Source organism: Micromonospora sp. MA102 (genome assembly GCF_025460765.1).
GTDB classification, from domain to species: Bacteria; Actinomycetota; Actinomycetes; order Mycobacteriales; family Micromonosporaceae; genus Micromonospora; species Micromonospora halotolerans.
In genome coordinates this window covers 1-18,378 of the sequence record NZ_JAMWEG010000016.1, presented here as the reverse complement: position 1 = coordinate 18,378, position 18,378 = coordinate 1, and the positions used below count along the sequence as shown (strand labels likewise).

General features: G+C 72.6%; 16 protein-coding genes and 1 pseudogene. 10 read left to right on the top strand and 7 right to left on the bottom strand.

Annotated features, from left to right (window positions below; genetic code table 11):
* Nucleotides 1-2: 2 nt before the first annotated feature.
* A complete protein-coding gene (locus NFX44_RS25740) occupies nt 3-1,352 on the bottom strand; it encodes a hypothetical protein (protein ID WP_262286178.1) in 1,350 nt (449 codons plus the stop codon).
* 90 nt (nt 1,353-1,442) lie between these two features.
* Here NFX44_RS25740 and murD point away from each other — a divergent pair, with 90 nt between their 5' ends.
* Nucleotides 1,443-2,789, top strand: coding sequence for a UDP-N-acetylmuramoyl-L-alanine--D-glutamate ligase (gene murD / locus NFX44_RS25735; RefSeq protein WP_262286177.1), 1,347 nt, complete (start codon nt 1,443-1,445; stop codon nt 2,787-2,789).
* A gap of 53 nt (nt 2,790-2,842) precedes the next feature.
* A complete protein-coding gene (locus NFX44_RS25730; protein ID WP_262286176.1) occupies nt 2,843-3,208 on the top strand; it encodes a hypothetical protein in 366 nt (121 codons plus the stop codon).
* A gap of 1 nt (nt 3,209) precedes the next feature.
* Here NFX44_RS25730 and NFX44_RS25725 read toward each other — a convergent pair whose 3' ends face one another.
* The 3 genes from NFX44_RS25725 to NFX44_RS25715 all read right to left on the bottom strand — a co-directional run bounded on the left by NFX44_RS25725 (nt 3,210) and on the right by NFX44_RS25715 (nt 5,422).
* Complete coding sequence (locus tag NFX44_RS25725; RefSeq protein ID WP_262286175.1) at nt 3,210-3,749, bottom strand: DUF6114 domain-containing protein; 540 nt, start codon at nt 3,747-3,749, stop codon at nt 3,210-3,212.
* Between the two features lie 73 nt (nt 3,750-3,822).
* Nucleotides 3,823-4,452 (bottom strand): DUF6230 family protein, encoded by a 630-nt coding sequence (locus NFX44_RS25720; protein ID WP_262286174.1) that lies wholly within the window; start codon nt 4,450-4,452, stop codon nt 3,823-3,825.
* 205 nt (nt 4,453-4,657) lie between these two features.
* Nucleotides 4,658-5,422, bottom strand: coding sequence for a TetR/AcrR family transcriptional regulator (locus NFX44_RS25715; protein WP_262286173.1), 765 nt, complete (start codon nt 5,420-5,422; stop codon nt 4,658-4,660).
* Nucleotides 5,423-5,819: 397 nt separating this feature from the next.
* Between NFX44_RS25715 and NFX44_RS25710 the strand changes: the two genes are divergently transcribed.
* Nucleotides 5,820-6,506 (top strand): Tat pathway signal sequence domain protein, encoded by a 687-nt coding sequence (locus NFX44_RS25710; RefSeq protein ID WP_262286172.1) that lies wholly within the window; start codon nt 5,820-5,822, stop codon nt 6,504-6,506.
* Between the two features lie 60 nt (nt 6,507-6,566).
* Here NFX44_RS25710 and NFX44_RS25705 read toward each other — a convergent pair whose 3' ends face one another.
* Entirely contained in the window at nt 6,567-7,544 is a 978-nt protein-coding gene (locus NFX44_RS25705; protein ID WP_262286171.1) for a hypothetical protein, read from the bottom strand.
* Between the two features lie 104 nt (nt 7,545-7,648).
* Between NFX44_RS25705 and NFX44_RS25700 the strand changes: the two genes are divergently transcribed.
* From NFX44_RS25700 to NFX44_RS25685, 4 genes are all read left to right on the top strand, one after another.
* The gene (locus tag NFX44_RS25700) at nt 7,649-8,506 is read left to right on the top strand and encodes a hypothetical protein (RefSeq protein WP_262286170.1); all 858 of its coding nucleotides are present in this window, start codon (nt 7,649-7,651) and stop codon (nt 8,504-8,506) included.
* A 5-nt stretch (nt 8,507-8,511) separates the two neighbouring features.
* A complete protein-coding gene (locus NFX44_RS25695) occupies nt 8,512-9,318 on the top strand; it encodes a hypothetical protein (RefSeq protein WP_262286169.1) in 807 nt (268 codons plus the stop codon).
* A gap of 104 nt (nt 9,319-9,422) precedes the next feature.
* Nucleotides 9,423-10,730, top strand: a complete 1,308-nt coding sequence (locus NFX44_RS25690) for an aspartate aminotransferase family protein (protein ID WP_262286168.1) — start codon at nt 9,423-9,425, stop codon at nt 10,728-10,730.
* Nucleotides 10,727-12,217 (top strand): CoA-acylating methylmalonate-semialdehyde dehydrogenase, encoded by a 1,491-nt coding sequence (locus NFX44_RS25685; RefSeq protein ID WP_262286167.1) that lies wholly within the window; start codon nt 10,727-10,729, stop codon nt 12,215-12,217. The genes NFX44_RS25690 and NFX44_RS25685 overlap by 4 nt, the downstream gene beginning before the upstream one ends.
* Here NFX44_RS25685 and NFX44_RS25680 read toward each other — a convergent pair.
* Entirely contained in the window at nt 12,189-13,565 is a 1,377-nt protein-coding gene (locus NFX44_RS25680) for an acyltransferase (protein WP_262286166.1), read from the bottom strand. The genes NFX44_RS25685 and NFX44_RS25680 overlap by 29 nt on opposite strands.
* A 208-nt stretch (nt 13,566-13,773) precedes the next feature.
* Here NFX44_RS25680 and ngcE point away from each other — a divergent pair, with 208 nt between their 5' ends.
* From ngcE to NFX44_RS25665, 3 genes are read left to right on the top strand one after another with little or no spacing between them, the layout of a single operon-like run.
* Nucleotides 13,774-15,192 carry an N-acetylglucosamine/diacetylchitobiose ABC transporter substrate-binding protein gene (ngcE, locus tag NFX44_RS25675; protein ID WP_262286165.1) on the top strand — a complete coding sequence of 473 codons (1,419 nt, stop codon included), beginning with the start codon at nt 13,774-13,776 and terminating at the stop codon, nt 15,190-15,192.
* A gap of 31 nt (nt 15,193-15,223) precedes the next feature.
* Nucleotides 15,224-16,132 (top strand): carbohydrate ABC transporter permease, encoded by a 909-nt coding sequence (locus tag NFX44_RS25670; RefSeq protein WP_262286164.1) that lies wholly within the window; start codon nt 15,224-15,226, stop codon nt 16,130-16,132.
* Nucleotides 16,129-17,037, top strand: a complete 909-nt coding sequence (locus NFX44_RS25665) for a carbohydrate ABC transporter permease (protein WP_262286163.1) — start codon at nt 16,129-16,131, stop codon at nt 17,035-17,037. Before NFX44_RS25670 ends, NFX44_RS25665 begins: the two co-directional genes overlap by 4 nt.
* Nucleotides 17,038-17,657: 620 nt before the next feature.
* Here NFX44_RS25665 and sphR read toward each other — a convergent pair.
* A pseudogene (gene sphR, locus NFX44_RS25660) lies at nt 17,658-18,378 on the bottom strand (AraC family transcriptional regulator SphR); the annotation flags it as partial.

Below are 18,378 nucleotides of genomic sequence, written 5' to 3'. Positions count from 1 at the left end.
GGTCAGGTCAGGGCCGTCAGGGCCTTGGCGTAGGGGGTTGGGACGTAGGTGGGGCCGCCGGGGGTGAAGACGTCCGAGGTGGCGGCCGTCGACCAGGCCGTGGGCGGCACGGCGTCGACCAGGGCGCGGACCACCGGGGCGTCGCGCCACTGCTCCTGCTCGGCGAGCAGGCTCAGCGCGACCACCGACTCCTCCACCTCGCCGACACACTCGAACGGCTTGTGCCCGTCGACGCCGAGCAGCTCCCGGTAGCCGGGGATCTGCGACTCGTCGGCCAGCAGGTCACCGCCGAAGATCGTGGTGATCCGTTCCCGGGACATGAACGGGGCCATGGCCAGGAAGACGAACCGGCACTTCGGGCAGTCGCGGCACCAGCGCTCGCTCGCATCCCGCAGCTTGAACGCGGCGTTGCAGCTGGTCACCACCGCGTCGTAGCGGTCGGTCTCGGCGAAGAGCCGGGCGATGTGCAGCTCGGACAGCGACCGCAGCAGCGAGAAGTACGGCTCGGTGAGCCCGGCGTGCTCGGCCAGCGCGGCCCGCAGCAGCCCCTCCGCCTCGACGCCCTTGGACCACTGGTGGTTGATCTCGTGGCCCTGCCAGACGAGGTTCGGGTCGGACGCCGAGCGCTCGTTCGACATCACCACCGGCCCGAGCCCGTGCAGCACGGCCGTGGCGACCGCGATGAGCGAGTTGATGGCGGTGACCGGGATGTGCCCGTTCAACGCGCCGGCCGCGTTGAGGTCGAACAGCACCGGGTCGATCCGCCGGCGCGCGGCCAGCGGCACCAGGTCGGACGCCTCGTTGACCGAGACGATGACGTGGTTCGGGTTGACCGAGAAGGGCACCGGGTCGAAGCCGGCCCGGCGCAGCGCCTCCAGCGTGACGATCGAGTCCTTGCCGCCGCCGACGGCCGACAGCGGCCGGCGGTCCGAGTCGTCGTACACCCGGGGCGGGGTGACCTCACCGGCCGGCACCTCGGGGCGCAGCTCCAGCACGTGCGGCAGCTGGTTGCGGTACGCGTACTCGGCGAGGCCCTTCGTGTAGACGGCGGTGACGAGGTCGGCGGCGGCCGCGCCCAGGGGCGCCGGCAGCACCAGCCGGGGCGGCGCGGCGGTCTTGTAGTAGCTGACCCCGGCGACCACGTGCAGCAGCTCGAGGACCCGGGCGAGGGTGGCCGCCGTGTCGTCGGACACCGGCTCCGCCGGCAGGGGCAGGGTGACCACCTCGGTGAACCGCTGCTCGCCGTCGGGGCCGGTCAGGGCGTAGTCGAACAAGACCTCGCCCGTGGCGAAGTCGATCGAGTAGGACGGGAAGGTGAAGGCGTCCATCCGCCGCAGCTGCTCGTTGGGCACACGCCATACTAGGCCCTGGTTCGTCCGGCCGTGTCCGGCTGTGCCGGACCGCACCCGCCCACCCGCCGACCCGATCCCCGAGGAGAGCCCGTGCGCCTGTCTGATCTGCGCGGACGTCATGTCGCCGTCTGGGGCGCCGGCCGTGAGGGCCGGGCCGCGGTGATCGCGATCGCCGCGCACGGCCCGGCCGACCTGGTGGCCGTCGACGACAGCGCGAACTTCCTCACCCTGCCCTGGGAGGGCCCGCTCGCCGCGGCCGCGCCGCTGGTCACCGGGGAGGACGGCTTCGCCCGGCTCGCCGCCGCCGACGTCGTGGTCCGCTCGCCGGGGGTGCCGAACACCCACCCGTGGATGGTGGAGCTGCGCCGCCGGGCCGTGCCGGTGACCCAGGGCAGCGCGCTCTGGATGGCCGACCACGCGGACCGGACCGTCGGGGTGACCGGCAGCAAGGGCAAGAGCACCACCTCCAGCCTGATCAGCCACCTGCTCACCGCGATGGACCGGCCGAACGTGTTCGGCGGCAACATCGGGGTGCCGCTGCTCGACCTGCCCGAGGCGGAGCTGTACGTGCTGGAGCTCTCCAGCTACCAGTGCGCGGACCTGACCGACTCGCCCCGGGTGGCCGTGGTGACCGCGCTGTTCCCCGAGCACCTCGACGCGCACGGCGGCGAGCGGGAGTACTACCGGGACAAGCTCAACCTGCTGGCGCACGGCCCGCACACCGTGGTGGTCAACGGCGCCGACCCGCGCCTGGCACTCGAACTGGGCGACCGGGCGGCGATCCGGGCCGGCTCGCCGGACGCCACCCACGTGGCCGGCGGCCCGGACGGCACCCCGTGGTTCCACCTGCGGGACACCCCGCTCTTCCCGCGCGCCGTGCTGCCCCTGGTCGGCCGGCACAACGAGGGCAATCTCTGCGTCGCCCTCGCGGTGCTCGACGCGCTCGGCGTCGACGTGGCGGCCCGCAAGGACAGCCTCGCCGTCGCGGTCGCCGGGTTCCAGGGCCTCGCCCACCGGCTCACCGAGATCCCCGACCCGTCCGGGCTCACCTTCGTCGACGACACGCTGGCCACCAGCCCGTACGCGGCCATGCACGCCATCGACGCGTACGAGGGGCGCCCGCTGACCGTCATCGTCGGCGGGACGGACCGGGGGCTGGACTACACCCCGCTGCGCGACCATCTGGCCGAGCGGGACCTCACCGTCATCGGCATCCCGGACAGCGGCCCCCGGATCGTCGAGGCGCTGGCCGGGCTGCCCGCGGTGCGCACCGAGATCGCCGAGGACCTGGTCGCCGCGGTGGGGCTGGCCCGCAAGCTGACCCCGGCGGGCGGGGTGGTGCTGCTGTCGCCCGCCGCGCCGAGCTACGGCCGGTTCCGCAACTTCGAGCACCGCTCCGAGGTGTTCGCGCAGGCGGTCGCCGACACCGTCCGCTGAGTAGGGCGGCCGGGACCTGGTCGTCGCCGGTCCGCCGGACTAACGTCGTGATCATGGCGGTGACGGTGGACGTGGACCCGGAGCGGCTAATGGTCCGGCTCAGCGGGGCCGACCGCTTCTGGGCTCTGACGGCGGGGGTCACGGTGCCCACCGAGGCGGTCACGTCGGTCCGCCCGGTGTCCCGCGCCGAGGCGTACCGGCGGGGCTCCGGCTTCCGGCTGCCGGGCAGCTACTGGCCCGGGCTGATCATGGCGGGCAGCTACGTCTCCCGGACCACCGGGCGGTCGTTCTGGTGCGTGCACCGCGCCGACGAGGTGCTGCTGGTGGAGCTGGCGGGGCAGTCGTACGACCGGCTGGTCCTGGAAATGGACGAGCCGGCGGCGGTGTCCCGGGCGATCGCCCGCGCCCGCTTCCGCTGACTCAGCGCCGGTCGCCCGGCGCCGCCTCCGGCGTGCCCACCCGGGCCTCCGCCTGCGCCGGGCCGGTCTGCGCCGGGGGACCGGGCGCCGGTCCGGGCGCGGGCGTCGGCGTCTCCTCCTGCACCGGCGCCGGCCGCGCGGCCCGGGGCTGCTTGGCCGGGGTCCAGGCGAAGGCGAGCGCCCCGCCGACCAGGGCGAGCAGCATCCCGATCAGGAAGCCGCCCAGGTTCGAGGTCAGCCAGGACACCAGCCCCAGCACGAGGGTGACCAGCGCGTAGAAGACCCGCTGCTGCGGGGTGGCGATGAGCAGCACCCCGCAGAGCACCAGGACGACCGGCACCAGGTACGCGGCCAGGCCCTGCGGCCCGACGTGCAGCAGCACGCCGAGCGGGGCCCGCAGCGTCACGAGCATCTCGGCGCCGCCGAGCGCGACCAGCACCCCGGCGGTGAACGGGCGGCCCCGCCGCCAGCGGCGCCAGCGCCCGGCGGGGCGGCGGACGGCCGGTGCCACCTCCGCCGCCTCGTGTCGTCCGGCGGTCACGTCAGCACCCGCCGGAGCTGAACGGCCGGCGGCCGACGCCGGCTCCGGGGCCTCGTGTCGTCCGGCGGTCATGTCAGCACCCGTCGGAGCTGAACGCCATGTGCAGGTTGGGCAGGGTGAAGACGGCGGCCGTGGTGGCGTAGTTGTTCTGCCGCAGGTTGGTGATGGTCACCGTGTCGGCCTGCTGGGCGAAGACGCCCGGGTTGCCGCGCACGCCGGGCACCTGGTCGACGGTGCTGGCGTCCTGCCCGACGTTGATGTTCTTGAACGACGCGTTGCCGCCGACCTCGTCGCCGTCGACCACCAGGGTCCGGGCGGTGACCGGCTTGCCGGCGCCGCCGGCCGTGATCCGCAGGTTGATGCCGCCCAGGCTGATGCTCTGGCAGAGGTTTGTCAGCTCGGCCTTGTCGATGGCCGAGACGATCACCACGACCTGCCCGCCGGTGTCGCCCTGGTTGGGGCTGTCCGGGATCATCTGGTCGAGCGTGGCGAACTGTTCGAACCCGGTGCCGGTGAGCTTGTCGGCGGTGACGGTGAAGGGCATGCCCGAGATGGCGAACTGCGCGCCGAGCACGCCCTGCGCGGTCAGCACGACCATGCCGGCCGCGCCCGCCACGACGGTGCCCATGGTGACGGCGAACCGGCGCCAGCGCACGCCGCTGCGCGGCTGCTCGGGCTCGTACGGTGCGATCTGCTCCGACATGGCGGCTCTCCTTTTCGAGATCAATTCATCGACGACGATGCGGGATGAGATCTGAATTGGTTCGCGGAATTTCTGGCGCCGAGGGCGCACGGCCGAAGTTACCGCTGGGTAAAGAGCGGGTCAACAGCGTGTAGCAGTTCGTTGAGCGGCATGTGCGAATTGCGGCCAAAGTGGAAAACCGCTGCGGTTTCCGACCCGCCGCAGGTCAGGAGTGAACGGTCGGCGCGCACGGTGCGGCCGCGCTGGGACCGTCGTCCGGGCGCACCGGCCGGGTGGCCCGGACCGCGCCGTCCGTGCCGAGGAACGGGGCGGTGGCCGCGTAGGTGAGCACGGGCAGCAGCAGGGGCAGGTCCTCCGCCCGGCCCTGCGCGACCCGCGCGCGGATGGTCGCGTGGAGGCCGCCGACCACGGTGGACACCAGCGCGTCCCGGTCCACGCCGGCGGCGACCGGCCCGGGGCCGGCGTCGGCGAAGAACCGGCGGAAGCTGCCGAGCAGAGCGTCCCGCTCCCGGCGGGCGGCCGGGCCGGCCGCGTCCACCTCGACCAGCGCCATCCGGGCGAACGCCGGCACGCTGGCGAGCACCTCCAGCAGGGTGCGCAGCGCGGCGCGGGCGGCGTCCGGCCAGGCCGGCCCCGCGTCGCGGTAGGCGCTCTCCATCAGCTGCGACACCACGGCGATGCCGTGCCGGTAGGCGGCCAGGAACGCGTCCTCCTTGCCGGTGAAGAGGGCGTAGAAGGCCGGCCGGGTCACTCCGGCGGCGTGGCAGATGTCGCTGACCCGGGCGTTGTCGTAGCCCCTCGTGGCGACCTCCTGCACCAGCCCGTCGAAGAGGCGGTCGCGCTGGGTGGCCGCCACCACCTCGGCGGAGACCTGGCGTGGGCCGCGCTTGATGGCGCGGTCCGGGTCGCGGCCGGGACGCGCGCCGGGCAGCGGGACGGGCACCGGTTGCGGGCGGTGCTGCGTGGTCAACTGATCGACCTCCCTGGATGCATTGACTTTACGACCCTCCGGGGTTTACAACTATCTGCACCCTGAGTTGACGCACCAGTCACCGTTGGTGACCGTCCCGGATGGTCGCCCGGCACGTCGAAGGAGGGCTCGATGGCTGTCATTATCACCGAGCGCGCGTGCCCTCCCAAGACCGGAAAGGCGCAGGTGACGCGGCTCCGCCGCAGTGCACCACGCCGGCCCGGCCGCTGACGTCGCGGCAGCTCGGCCACCGCCGCCGGCCCTCGACGGGCCGCCCGGCCCCCTCCACCGCGGCCGTCCCGCCCGGACGGCCGCGCTCACCGCCCGGCCCTCCCCGCCGGGTGGGGACCGCCTGTGCGGTCCGACCGTCCCCGTCCCACCGCCGGAAGGAAGAACCATGCCCAGGTACGGACGAATCGGCGCGGGCCTCGCCGCCCTGGCGCTGCTGACCGGCGTCGTCGGCGCCACCCCGGCCGTCGCCGCCCCGTCGTCGTCGCTCGCCAGCGCCGTGCTCACCTACCCGACCACCGCCGGCACCGCCGTCGCCGTCAACGACGTCATCCAGGCCAGCCTGAAGACCGGCACCAACGCCACCTTCTACTCCTCGGCCACCGGCACCACCGGCGTGCGGTGCGCCGCGTCCAGCTTCAGCGCCAAGGTGCTGAGCAACCCGGCCGCCCCGGGCACCGCCACCGAGAGCCTCACCGGGCAGAGCTTCACGAGCTGCACCACCAACGTGTTCGGCACCACCGGGGTGCAGAGCGTGACCGTCAACAACCTGCCGTACGCCACGTCGGTCACCAGCGGCGGCGTGGTCACCATCTCCGGCACGGCGACCGCGCCGATCCAGAGCACGGTCGTGCTGAACAGCCTGCTCGGCCCGATCACCTGCGTCTACCGGACCGGCACGAACACCCTCACCGGCACGGCGGCCAACGCCACCAACTCGATCACCTTCACCAACCAGGTGCTGACCAAGTCCTCCGGGCCCAGCCTCTGCTTCGGCACCGCGTACTTCACCGCGACGTACTCGCCGGTGCGGGACACCAGCCGGACCGGCAGCCCCGCCGTCTACGTCAACTGACCACCCGGCCACGGGCCGGTGCGCGGCGGTTCGCCGGGCACCGGCCCCGCCGTGCGCCGGTCAGCCGGACGCGAGCGCCGCGTGCAGGGCGCGCATCGACCGGACCGCCGAGCGGACCTCCTGGAGGTAGCGCCCCGCCGTGAGGGTGGGCTCCGGCACCGGGACCGGCGCGGCGAGAGCCGGGTCCACCCCGACCGTGTCGATCCCGCAGCCGAACGGCAGGGCGAGAGTGCGCAGCGCGTCGCAGTGCTGGAACGGGACGTAGATCGGTGCGGTCACCATGAGCACCGGATCGCCGACCCGCAGCCGGACGTGCTCGGCCCAGAATCGCTGGGTGTCGGCGGTGTGCGCCCGGCGGCGGTCCGGCTCGCCGGAGGGGGCCGCCAGCACCCGGACCGGCGGCAGCCCGACCGGCCGGTAGGTGCGCGAGGACCAGGCCCGGTGCGGGTGGTCGGCGGCCTCGCCGGTCTCCTCGCTCGGCGCGTCCACCCCGAACGCCAGGCGCACCCCGGCGTCCAGCACGTCGACCTCCGTGGCGCAGCCGGGCACCCCGACATCGGCGAGCAATCGCGACTCGACCGGGGAGAGGGCCCGGAAGCTGCCGAGCACCGCCACCTCGCCGGACACCCCGGCGGCCGTCCGGGCCAGGTGCGCGGCGTACGCGGTGCGCCGCAGGCAGGCGTGCGCCAGGCCGCCGAGGACCAGCAGGTGCGCGTACCGGGGCCGGGTGGGCGGGAGGGGCCGGACCAGGCCCAGCGCGGTCGCCGCGTCATGCACGAGCCCGACCGTGGCCGGGTCGAAGGCCGGCTCCCGGGCGTCGGGGCGTTCCCGCCCACCCCGGAAGTCCCAGTGCCGGGCGGAGAAGTCGTCCAGCGCGGCCAGCACCGCGCCCACGTCGCCGGCCGGCCAGTCGCCGCCGAAGTGCCCGACCAGGGCCCGCATCGGGGGCGAGCCCACCCAGGCGTCGATGCCCGCCGCGAGGCCCGCCCGGGTCGTCCCCGCCGCGCCGGCCGGCAGCGCCACCTCCGTCGTCCGCACCTGGCGGATGCTACCGGCGGCGGGCGCGTGCCGGCCGACCGTTGTGGATCGTGGCTACCCTGAGCGCACGGAGTGACCGGGGGTGGCCGATGGCGGGTGCGGCGATGCGGCGACGGGCGCGGGGCCGGGCCGGCTCGGGCGAGAACCTGGTGCGGCTGGTCACGCACGCGGACCCGGTGGCCCTGGTCGGCATCACCCTCTCCATCCTGCTCTCCGTGACGCTCGACCTCACCAACGCGGCCACCGGGGTCGAGTCGCTGCTGGCCGGGCTCATGGGCATCACCATCTCGCTGGTGCTCGACTCGCTGGCCCGGGCGGAGCGCCGGTTCCACCTGCGGACGCTGCTGGACGGGCCGTCCTGGCTGGTCGGCGCCACCCCGCAGCTCGCCGGCGCGCTGCGCGAGGCGGCCGAGCGGCACGCCGGGACCCGGGTGGCGGCCGAGGCGCAGCGCCGCTTCGAGGAGTTCCGCCGGGAGGCCGAGCAGCTCGCCGCGGGCCGCATCGTCCGGCCCGGCGACGACGCCGAGGACCTGATCGGCGCCACCCGGGACTGCGCCCGGGAGCTGGTCGCGCTGACCAACGTGATGCCCCGGGTCAGCGGCGAGCTGAGCTGGTGGCGCGGTGACGTGGGCCGGCGCTACTGGGAGGCGAACCTCGCCGCCCTGGCCCGGGGCGTACGGATCACCCGGATCTTCACCTACGCCACCCTCACCCCCGAGCTGTCCGAGCTGGTCGAGACGCACCGGCGGGCCGGCGTGCGGGTGGGGCTGCTGCCGCTCGGCGGGGTCGGCGCGCACCTGCACGTCAACCTCGTGGTCTGGGACGGGTCGAGCTGCTGGGAGGGGAAGATGACCGCGCACGGCGAGATCAGCGAGCACGAGTTCTCCGTCCACCCGGCGGACGTGCAGCGGCTGACCCGGATCTTCGGGCTCTGCGCCGACACCGCCACCTTTCCGGGCTGACCGCCGTGACGTGGACCGCGGTGCTGCTGGTGACCGCCGTGGTCTGGGTGGTCAGCGTGATCCGCTCGGTCCGGCTGCGCGCCTTCGTCTACAGCCTGCCGCTGCCGATGACCCTGGCCCTGGTCACCACCGGGCACCCGGTGGACGGGCCACAGCTGCTCGGCGTGGTCGGCCTCAATCTCTTCTTCGTCACGGTGGCGGTCACCCACCGCCGGCTGCGCTGGCCGATCCTGCCGGCCGACCTGGCCGGCGTCGCGGTCTACGTGGCGTTCAGCACCGGCGTGCTGGCGGTGCCCGTGCCGTTCGAGGCGGCACTGGCCGGCACCGGGGCGCTCTGGGCGCTGACCATGCTGCTGCTGCGCCGCCAGGCCGCCGGCGCGCCGGACCCGGAGCCGGCGGACGTCCGGCGGGACGGTCTCGCCGCGCCGGCCAAGCTGCTGGTGATCTTCGTTGGCGCGCTGCTCACCGGGCTGCTCGGCGGGCTGCTGCGCGGCATGGTGGTCACCTTCCCGTACTCCGGGGTGCTGGTCGCCGTCGAGGCCCGCCGTCAGCTCGCCGAGTTCAGCCGGCACTTCGCCCGCAACAGCCTGGCCCTGGTCGGCTTCCTCGCCGGCCACCACTACTTCCAGGACATCTCCTCGCCGGGCCTCGCGCTGGCCGCCGGTTGGGCCGTCTTCGCGCTGGTCGCCGCGGCCCTGCACCTGCCTCGCCCGGCTGCGCTGCTGCGGATCGAGTGGCCGAAGAGCCGTCTGACCAGCGGAAGGGCGGGCAACGGACGTATTCCGCTCCGGAAACCGCAGCGGAACGGTTGACGTGGTGTCAGGTGGGCAACCCCCCTGCGCTACACAGTGACAGTTGTCCCTGCCTCCGCGTGATGAGAGCGTGCGGGGACCAACCGCCGCTGAAGGGTGCGCCGATGACCTCCGACGACCTGCTGGCCCGGCACCGGGCCGTGCTCCCGTCCTGGATGCCGCTCTACTACGCCGAACCGCTGGAGCTGGTCTCCGGCTCCGGCCGCCGGGTGACCGACGCGGCCGGCCGCAGCTACCTGGACTTCTTCGGCGGCGTACTGACCAACATGATCGGCTACGACATCCCGGAGATCCGGGAGGCGGTCGAACGGCAGCTGCGCACCGGCATCGTGCACAGCTCGACGCTCTACCTCATCCGGCAGCAGGTCGAGCTGGCCGAGAAGGTCGCCCGGCTCTCCGGCATCCCCGACGCCCGGGTCTTCTTCACCAACTCCGGCACCGAGGCCAACGAGGCGGCCCTGCTGGTCGCCACCAACCACCGCCGCTCGCACCAGATCCTGGCCGTGCGCAACAGCTACCACGGCCGGTCGTACGCGGCCATGGGGATCACCGGCAACCGCGCCTGGTCGGCCAGCGCGCTCAACCCGCTCCAGGTGGCCTGGCTGCACTCCGGCGAGCGGCTGCGCGGCCTGCTGGCCCGGCTCGACGAGGGCGACCGGATCGACGCCGCGGTGGAGGACCTGCGCGAGGTGCTCGCCACCCAGACCGCCGGGGACGTGGCCTGCCTCATCGCCGAGCCGATCCAGGGCGTCGGCGGTTTCGTGCACGGCCCGGACGGGCTCTTCGCCGCCTGGAAGAAGGTGCTCGACGAGCACGGCATCCTGCTCATCTCCGACGAGGTGCAGACCGGCTGGGGCCGCACCGGCGAGCACTTCTGGGGCTACGAGGCGCACGGCGTCACCCCGGACCTGCTCACCTTCGCCAAGGGCATCGGCAACGGCTTCGCCCTGGCCGGCGTGGTCGGCCGGGCCGACGTGCTGGAGGCGGTGCCGGCGATCAGCTTCTCGACCTTCGGCGGCAACCCGGTCTCGACGGCGGCCGGCAACGCCGTCCTCGACTACCTGCTCGACCACGACCTCCAGGCCAACGCGGCGCGGGTCGGCGCGATCCTCGGCGACGGCCTGCGCGCCGCCACGGCCGACCTCGACGCCGTCGCCGAGGTCCGCGGCAAGGGCCTCATGCTCGGCGTCGAGTTCGTCCGGCCGGGCACCACCGAGCCGGACCCGGCGCTCACCACCCGGATCTTCGAGGCGTGCCGGGAGGGCGGCCTCCTCGTCGGCAAGGGCGGCCTGCACGGCAACGTGGTGCGGATGGGGCCACCGCTCACCCTCACCGAGGACGAGGCCCGGGAGGGCCTGGCCATCCTGGTCGAGGCCATCCGCTCGTCCGTCGCCGCGGAGGTGACCGCATGACCACCATCGGGCACTTCGTCGACGGGAAGCGGATCACGGGGGACTCCGAGCGGCGCGGGGACGTCTTCGACCCGGCCACCGGGCGGCGTACCGGGCAGGTGGCGCTGGCCTCCGCCGCCGACGTGGCCGGCGCCGTCGAGGCCGCCGAGCGGGCCGCCCGGACCTGGCGGGACGCCTCGCTGGCCAAGCGGACGGCCGTCATGTTCGCCTTCCGCGAGCTGGTCAACGCCCGGCGCGACCGGCTCGCCGAGGTGATCACCGCCGAGCACGGCAAGGTGCTCGCGGACGCCGCGGGCGAGGTGCAGCGCGGCCTGGAGGTGATCGAGTACGCCTGCGGCATCCCGTCCGCGCTGCGCGGCGGCTTCAGCGAGAACGTCTCCACCGAGGTCGACTCGTACAGCCTGCGGCAGCCGCTGGGCGTCGTGGCGGTGATCTCCCCGTTCAACTTCCCGGTGATGGTGCCGCTCTGGTTCGTCCCGGTCGCCGTCGCCTGCGGCAACGCCGTGGTGCTCAAGCCCAGCGAGAAGGACCCGAGCGCGGCGCTGCTGATGGCCGAGTGGTTCACCGAGGCCGGGCTGCCGGACGGTGTGCTGAACGTGGTCAACGGCGACAAGGAGGCGGTCGACGCCCTGCTCGACCATCCCGGCGTCAAGGCCGTGTCGTTCGTCGGCTCCACCCCGGTGGCCCGGTACGTGCACCAGCGCGGCTCGCTGGCCGGCAAGCGGGTGCAGGCGCTGGGCGGGGCGAAGAACCACATGGTGGTGCTCCCCGACGCCGACCTGGACCTGGCCGCCGACGCGGCGGTCAACGCCGGGTTCGGCTCGGCGGGGGAGCGGTGCATGGCCATCTCCGCCCTGGTCGCGGTCGAGCCGGTGGCCGACGCCCTGGTCGCCCGCATCGCCGAGCGGATGGGCCGGCTGCGCACCGGGGACGGCCGGCGCGGCTGCGACATGGGCCCGCTGGTCACCGCCGCGCACGCGCAGCGGGTCCGCTCCTACGTGGAGTCCGGTGTCGCGGCCGGCGCCGTGCCGGTGGTGGACGGGCGGGAGGTCACCCCGGACGGGGACGCCGACGGGTTCTGGCTGGGCCCGACCCTCTTCGACCACGTCACCCCGGAGATGTCGATCTACACCGACGAGATCTTCGGCCCGGTGCTCAGCGTGGTCCGGGTCGGCTCGTACGACGAGGCGGTCGAGCTGGTCAACGCCAACCCGTACGGCAACGGCACGGCGATCTTCACCAACGACGGCGGGGCCGCCCGGCGCTACCAGCACGAGGTGGAGGTCGGCATGGTCGGCGTCAACGTGCCGATCCCGGTGCCGATGGCCTACTACTCCTTCGGCGGCTGGAAGGCATCCCTCTTCGGTGATCTGCACGCGCACGGCGCCGACGGCGTCGCCTTCTTCACCCGGGGCAAGGTGGTCACCAGCCGCTGGCTCGACCCGCGCCACGGCGGGGTCAACCTCGGCTTCCCCACCCAGACCTGAGCAGCCGCAGCAGCCCCGCCCCGGCCAGGTACGCCACCAGCGCCGGGGCGGGCAGCCCCAGCGGCTCCGGCGCGGTCTTGGGGGTGAGGCTGTTCAGGAGCAGCCCGGCGACGAGCCCCGCGTACCCGAGGACGGCCAGCGTGGTGCGGAGCCGGCGGGCGCCCTCGCGGGCCGGACCGGTCGCGGGCGGGCGGCGGGTGCGGGCCTCGATCGGGCCGAACACGGCGACCAGCGCGGCCAGCACCATGGCGAGGGCGAGCAGCCAGGGGATCCGCCAGCCCCACCAGGCGGCCGAGCCGACCGGGGGAGTGGGCAGCGCGCCGAGCGCGTCGAGCAGCCCGACCAGCAGCACGGCCGCGGTCAGGTGCCAGAGGAAGACGGTGAGCACCACGGCGTTCACCGCGATCACGGCCTGCCAGGGGCCGGGCCGGCGCAGCCAGCGTCCGGCCGGCTCCCGCAGCAGCACGATCAGCCCGAGCTGGGCGGTGGCGACGGCCAGCAGCGCGAGGCTCGGGGGCGCCAGGTTGTCGAGGCGCTCGCCGGGCACGTTCAACATCGCCACCGGGTACGGCCCGACCACCGTCAGCAGGATCAGCGCGACCAGCCCACCGGTGAGCATCGCCGTCCCGGCGGTGCGGGAGAGCGGCAGCCGGCGCCGCCGCAGGCCGCGTGGCCCGGCGCCGGCCCGCTCCTGGGCGCGGGTGTCGTACCAGGCGAAGCCGAGCTGGTGGACGGCCAGCCAGCCGAACAGGTAGTTCCCCGTCGCCAGCCCCGCCGGGCCCCAGATCCGGCCCAGGTCGCCGAGCGCCACCAGGCCGGCCAGCACGACGGGCACGGCGAGCCCGAAGCGGCGGTGCAGCGCGTACAGGGGCGGGGTCAGCGGCACCACCACGAGGTAGGCCACCAGGAACCACAGCGGGATGGTGGCGAACCAGACGACGGTGCGGACCTGCGTGGGGTCGGCGCCCCGCAGCGTGGCCACCGCGGCGCCGGCCGCCAGCACCACCAGCAGCGCGGTGGTCGGCCGGACCAGCCGGGCGCTCCGGTCGACCAGCCACCCCGTGGCGGTGCCCGCCCGCTGCCGGCGGGCGGCCAGGGAGGCGGCGTTGGCGTAGCCGCCGACCAGGAAGAACACCGGCATCACCTGGGCCACCCAGGTCAGCGGCCAGGCCCAGGGCAGGTCACCGAGGGCGGAGTGGCCGGTGGGACGGCCGGCCCGGTCGTACCCGATGACGGTCACGCCCCAGTGGCCGAGCACGACCATGGTGATGGCGAGCGCCCGGAGCAGGTCGGCGTAGCGCTCCCGGGTGGCCGGCGTGCGGTCGGCGAGCTGCCGCAGGCGGCGCATGGGCCCAGGCTATGCCAGCGGCCAACGGCTGGTATGGATAACGGTTCGGTCGTGAGGTCTTGTGATCCGCGCCGCGCTGCCGTAGAAATTCTTCAGCAACATCAAGTTAAGTGAAGACAAGCGACAGCTGACACCCAGAGCCTCGACGTCGCGGCCGCCGTTCCCCCAGACTCCGGCGGGCCGCGCGCACCCGAACCGAGGAGATGCGATGAACAGGCGTGAGATCCTCCAGCGCACCGCCGCCGCCGGACTGCTGGCCACCCCCGCCGCCGGCCTGCTCGCCGGCTGCGCCACCTCCGGTGGCGACGACGACAAGGGCAACTCCGGCGCCTACAAGGGCACCAAGAGCGACCAGAACCCGCTCGGCGTCAAGGAGGACGCCCCGCTCGAGGTGGTGATCTTCAACGGCGGCTTCGGCGAGGAGTACGCCAAGGCCCACGAGGCCATGTACAAGGAGAAGTACCCGAAGGCGAAGATCAATCACTCGGCCACTCAGGAGATCAACAAGACTCTCCAGCCGCGCTTCGTCGACGGCACCCCACCCGACGTCGTGAACAACTCCGGCGCCGGTCAGATCGACTTCAACGGTCTGGTCAGCCAGAGCGCCATCGCCGACCTGGGTGACCTGCTCACCGCGCCCAGCCTGGACATCCCCGGCAAGTCGGTGAAGGACACCCTGCTCCCCGGCGCCGTCGAGGTCGGCTCGTACGACGGGAAGTTCCTGGTCCTCAACTACACGTACACCGCCTACGGCATCTGGTACTCCACCAAGACCTTCGCCGAGCGCAACTGGCAGTACGCGAAGACCTGGGACGAGCACATCGCCCTCTGCAAGCAGATCAAGGCCGCCGGTGTCGCCCCCTGGACGTACGCGGGCAAGCACCCCCGCTACATGAGCTGGCCGCTGATCGCCACCGCGATCAAGTTCGGTGGGCCGTCGGTGGCGATGGCGATCGACAACCTCGAACCCAACGCCTGGAAGTCCGACGCCATGAAGGCGGCGGCCGACGCCTGGTACCAGATCGTCAAGGACAAGTACATCCTGGACGGTTCGCCGGGCCTGGACCACATCCAGTCGCAGACCGCCTGGTGCCAGGGCAAGGCCGCCTTCATCTCCTGCGGCTCCTGGCTGGAGAACGAGCAGGCCAAGGTGACCCCGGCCGGCTTCAACATGACCATCGCGCCGACCCCGAGCCTGGGCAGCGGTGACAAGCTGCCGTTCGAGGCGATCCGGGGCACCGCCGGCGAGCCGTTCATGGTGCCGTCGAAGGCGAAGAACGTCGCCGGTGGCCTGGAGTACTTCCGGATGATGCTCTCCAAGAAGGGCGCGCAGGACTTCACCAAGAAGGTCGCCAGCCTGACCGTGGTGGCCGGCGCGACCGACGGGGTCGAGCTGCCGTTCGGCCTGACCAGCGTGGTCAAGGCGCTGGAGACGTCCGGCAGCAACGGCTTCAACTGGGTCTACAACAACTACTACCGCAAGCTCGAGCGCGAGCTGGTCGACGCCGCGTGCGGCGAGTTCTTCAGCGGCCGGAGCACCCCGGCCGCGTTCCTCGACGCCTGCCAGAAGGGCGCCGACTCGATCGCCCAGGACAGCTCGATCAAGAAGTACAAGCGGGCCGCGTGACATCCGGCCGGTGGGGGAGTAGGTCCATCTCGTGAAACATGGCAAGTACCCGCTGATCATCACCTTCCTGGTACCGCCGCTGCTGCTCTACGGCATCTTCGTGCTGTCGCCGTACCTGCAGGCGTTCCAGATCTCCACCACCAACTGGCTCGGCTACTCCGCGCAGGCCGACCCGGTGGGGATGGCCAACTTCCGGACGCTGCTGCACGACGGCCAGGTGTGGAACGCGATCAAGAACAACGCGATCATGCTCGCCGTGGTGCCGGTGCTCACCATCGGCCTCGGGCTGTTCTTCGCCACCATGCTCAACATGGGCGGCCGCAAGGGACGGGCCGGGGTCACCGGCGTCCGGGGCACCTCCGTCTACCGGATGGTCTACTTCTTCCCGCAGGTGCTCTCGGTGGTGATCATCGCCCTCCTCTGGAAGGAGGTCTACCACCCCAACAACGGCCTGCTCAACGGCGCGTTGCGGGCGTTGGGCCTGCCGGCGCCGACCTGGCTGGGTGACCCGCGTACCGCGTTCTGGTGCGTGCTGGCGGTGATGGTCTGGAGCAACGTCGGGTTCTACGTGGTGCTCTTCGGCGCCGCCATGTCCGCCGTCCCCCGGGACATCTACGAGGCGGTGATGCTCGACGGAGCGTCCCGGTGGACCACCCTGCGCCGGATCACCGTGCCGCTGCTCTGGGACACCGTGCAGGTCGCCTGGATCTATCTGGCCATCGCCGCGCTGGACGGCTTCATCCTGGTCCAGCAGATGACCAACGGCGGACCCAACTTCTCGTCGGACGTGATCGGCCTGCGGATGTACGAGACGGCGTTCGGCAGCGAGAGCAAGTTCGGGTACGCCTCCGCCATCGGCGTGGTGATGCTGTTCCTGACCCTGTCGGTCGCGGTGCTGGCGCTGCGTACCGCCCGTCGCGATCGGATCGAATACTCGTGACCACGCTGGATCGGCCCACCACGACGGCGGCGGAGAAGCCCGGGGCCGCCCGCGGCGAGGATCGGCGGCTGCGCCGCGAACTGGGCGTCGCCAACCTCTTCTCGCACGGTTTCCTGCTGCTCTGGGCCGCGCTGACCGCGCTGCCGCTGCTGTGGATGTTCATCAGCTCGTTCAAGAGCGACGGCGAGATCCTCTCCGACCCCTGGGGGCTGCCGGGGGCGCTGCGCTTCGAGAACTGGTCCCGGGCCTGGACCGAGGCGCACATCGGCCGGTACTTCCTGAACAGCGGCATCGTGGTGGCCGGCTCGCTCACCCTCACCATGCTGCTCGGCGCCACGGCGGCGTACGTCTTCGCCCGGTACGAGTTCCGGGGCCGGCAGGTCGTCTACTACCTGTTCGTCGGCGGGATGATGTTCCCGGTGTTCCTCGCCCTCGTGCCGCTCTTCTTCGTGGTGCGCAACGCCGGGCTGTTCGGCAGCTGGACCGGGCTGATCCTGGTCTACGCCGCCTACTCGCTGCCCTTCACGGTCTTCTTCCTGACCGCCTTCTTCCGGACGCTCCCGACGTCCATCGCCGAGGCGGCGCTCATCGACGGCTGCGGGCACTTCCGGCTCTTCTTCCGGGTGATGCTGCCGATGGCGCGACCAGGATTGATCAGCGTGGCGATCTTCAACTTCCTCAGCCACTGGAACCAGTTCATCCTGCCGCAGGTGCTGATGCAGGGCGACGACTCCAAGTGGGTGCTGGCGCAGGGCCTCACCGCGCTCGCGGTCAGTCAGGGCTACCAGGGCGACTTCAGCGGCCTGTTCGCCGGACTGACCATCGCCACCCTGCCGGTGCTGGCGGTGTACGTCGCGTTCCAGCGGCAGATCCAGACCGGCCTCACCGCCGGGCAGCTCAAGTAGGGTGCCGGTGGCCCGTCCGGTGGTGGTTGCCACAGGCAACGGGGCAGCGCGACCGCTGAGGGCTCCTCTATCGTGGGCCGGCACCTTCACCGATTGACAGGAATCACATGTTCTTCCTCATCTACGACCTCCTGCTGCTGCTCGGTGGCATCGCGATGGTCGCCATCGGCATCGCCATCAAGGAGCAGGGCACCGGAGCCCGGATCCTCAACGTGGTCGTCGGCCTGGCCTTCTTCGCCTACGGCTTCTACCTGATGTTCCTCTTCGAGGGCGGCTCCTACCGGATCTTCATCTACGTCTTCATCCTGCCGATCCTGCTGATCGTGCGCGCGGTGAAGGCCCGCAAGGAGGCCCGCGAGCAGGCCACGGCGCACCAGTTCGCCGGCGCGCCCCAGCCCGGCCAGTTCGCCCCGTCCGCCACCGACCAGCCGGGCCAGGGCTGGCCGGCCCCGCAGGGTCAGCCGGCCCCCTACGGCCAGGCGCCGCAGGGCCACTACGGCCAGGCCCCGCACCAGCCGGGCCACCCGGCGCCGTACGGCCAGCAGGCCGCTCAGGGCCAGTACGGCCAGCAGGCCCCTCAGGGCCAGTACGGCCAGCCCGCCCCGCAGGGCCAGCAGTACGGCCAGCCGGCGCCGCAGGGTGCGGCTGCTCATGTTCAGTTCGGCGGAAATCCTTTCGATCTGGCTGCCCAGGCTGAGGTCGCGGGCGATGGCCCGTTCCACCGCCTGGACCAGGTCGAGTTTCCGGTGCACCTGGGTGCTTTCCTGCTCCAGCAGGGCCAGCGCCTGGCGCAACGCCGGCAGGTTGTGGTTGGGCAGGCGCATGTCCAGCCAGTGGCTGGCGATCGCCATGCGGTTGTGCAGGCAGCCGAAGCGTACCTGGGGGCCCAGCAGGCGCAGGTACTCGCCCGCGTAGGGCGGAGCGGCATGGATGAGTTCGATGCCCAGCGGTTCGAACGCCGGGCTGACCAGGGCACGCCCATACACCAGCAGGCTGGCGAAGAACTCCTCGATGGCAAACACCTGCACCTCACTGCTGGGCAGGTGGCATTCGACCTCGACGAAGAAGGTTTCGCCCTGCTGGTAGACGCTGGAGGTGACGATCCCGCCCGAGCTGTGCTGGTAGCGCACGCCGATGTCGAACGCGTCGCGCAGGGTCCGGCACAGCGACAGCACATGGCCCAGCAGGCCAAGGGTGCCGAGCACGTTCTGGTGTCCGACCCACAGCCCCAGTCCCCGCTCCGGCAGGGCCTGGAGGGCACGCTGGATCATGCTCACGGCCTGGCGGTAGGAGATGCGCTGGGTAGGGTCCTGCAGGTCTTCGACGGTGAAGCCCAGGCCC

Coding starts and splice junctions, on each gene's coding strand:
- NFX44_RS25700 (WP_262286170.1), top strand. CDS start 7,649: ATGCGGCGACGGGCGCGGGGCCGGGCCGGCTCGGGCGAGAACCTGGTG.
- NFX44_RS25730 (WP_262286176.1), top strand. CDS start 2,843: ATGGCGGTGACGGTGGACGTGGACCCGGAGCGGCTAATGGTCCGGCTC.
- NFX44_RS25690 (WP_262286168.1), top strand. CDS start 9,423: ATGACCTCCGACGACCTGCTGGCCCGGCACCGGGCCGTGCTCCCGTCC.
- NFX44_RS25710 (WP_262286172.1), top strand. CDS start 5,820: ATGCCCAGGTACGGACGAATCGGCGCGGGCCTCGCCGCCCTGGCGCTG.
- ngcE (WP_262286165.1), top strand. CDS start 13,774: ATGAACAGGCGTGAGATCCTCCAGCGCACCGCCGCCGCCGGACTGCTG.
- NFX44_RS25685 (WP_262286167.1), top strand. CDS start 10,727: ATGACCACCATCGGGCACTTCGTCGACGGGAAGCGGATCACGGGGGAC.
- NFX44_RS25680 (WP_262286166.1), bottom strand. CDS start 13,565: ATGCGCCGCCTGCGGCAGCTCGCCGACCGCACGCCGGCCACCCGGGAG.
- NFX44_RS25720 (WP_262286174.1), bottom strand. CDS start 4,452: ATGTCGGAGCAGATCGCACCGTACGAGCCCGAGCAGCCGCGCAGCGGC.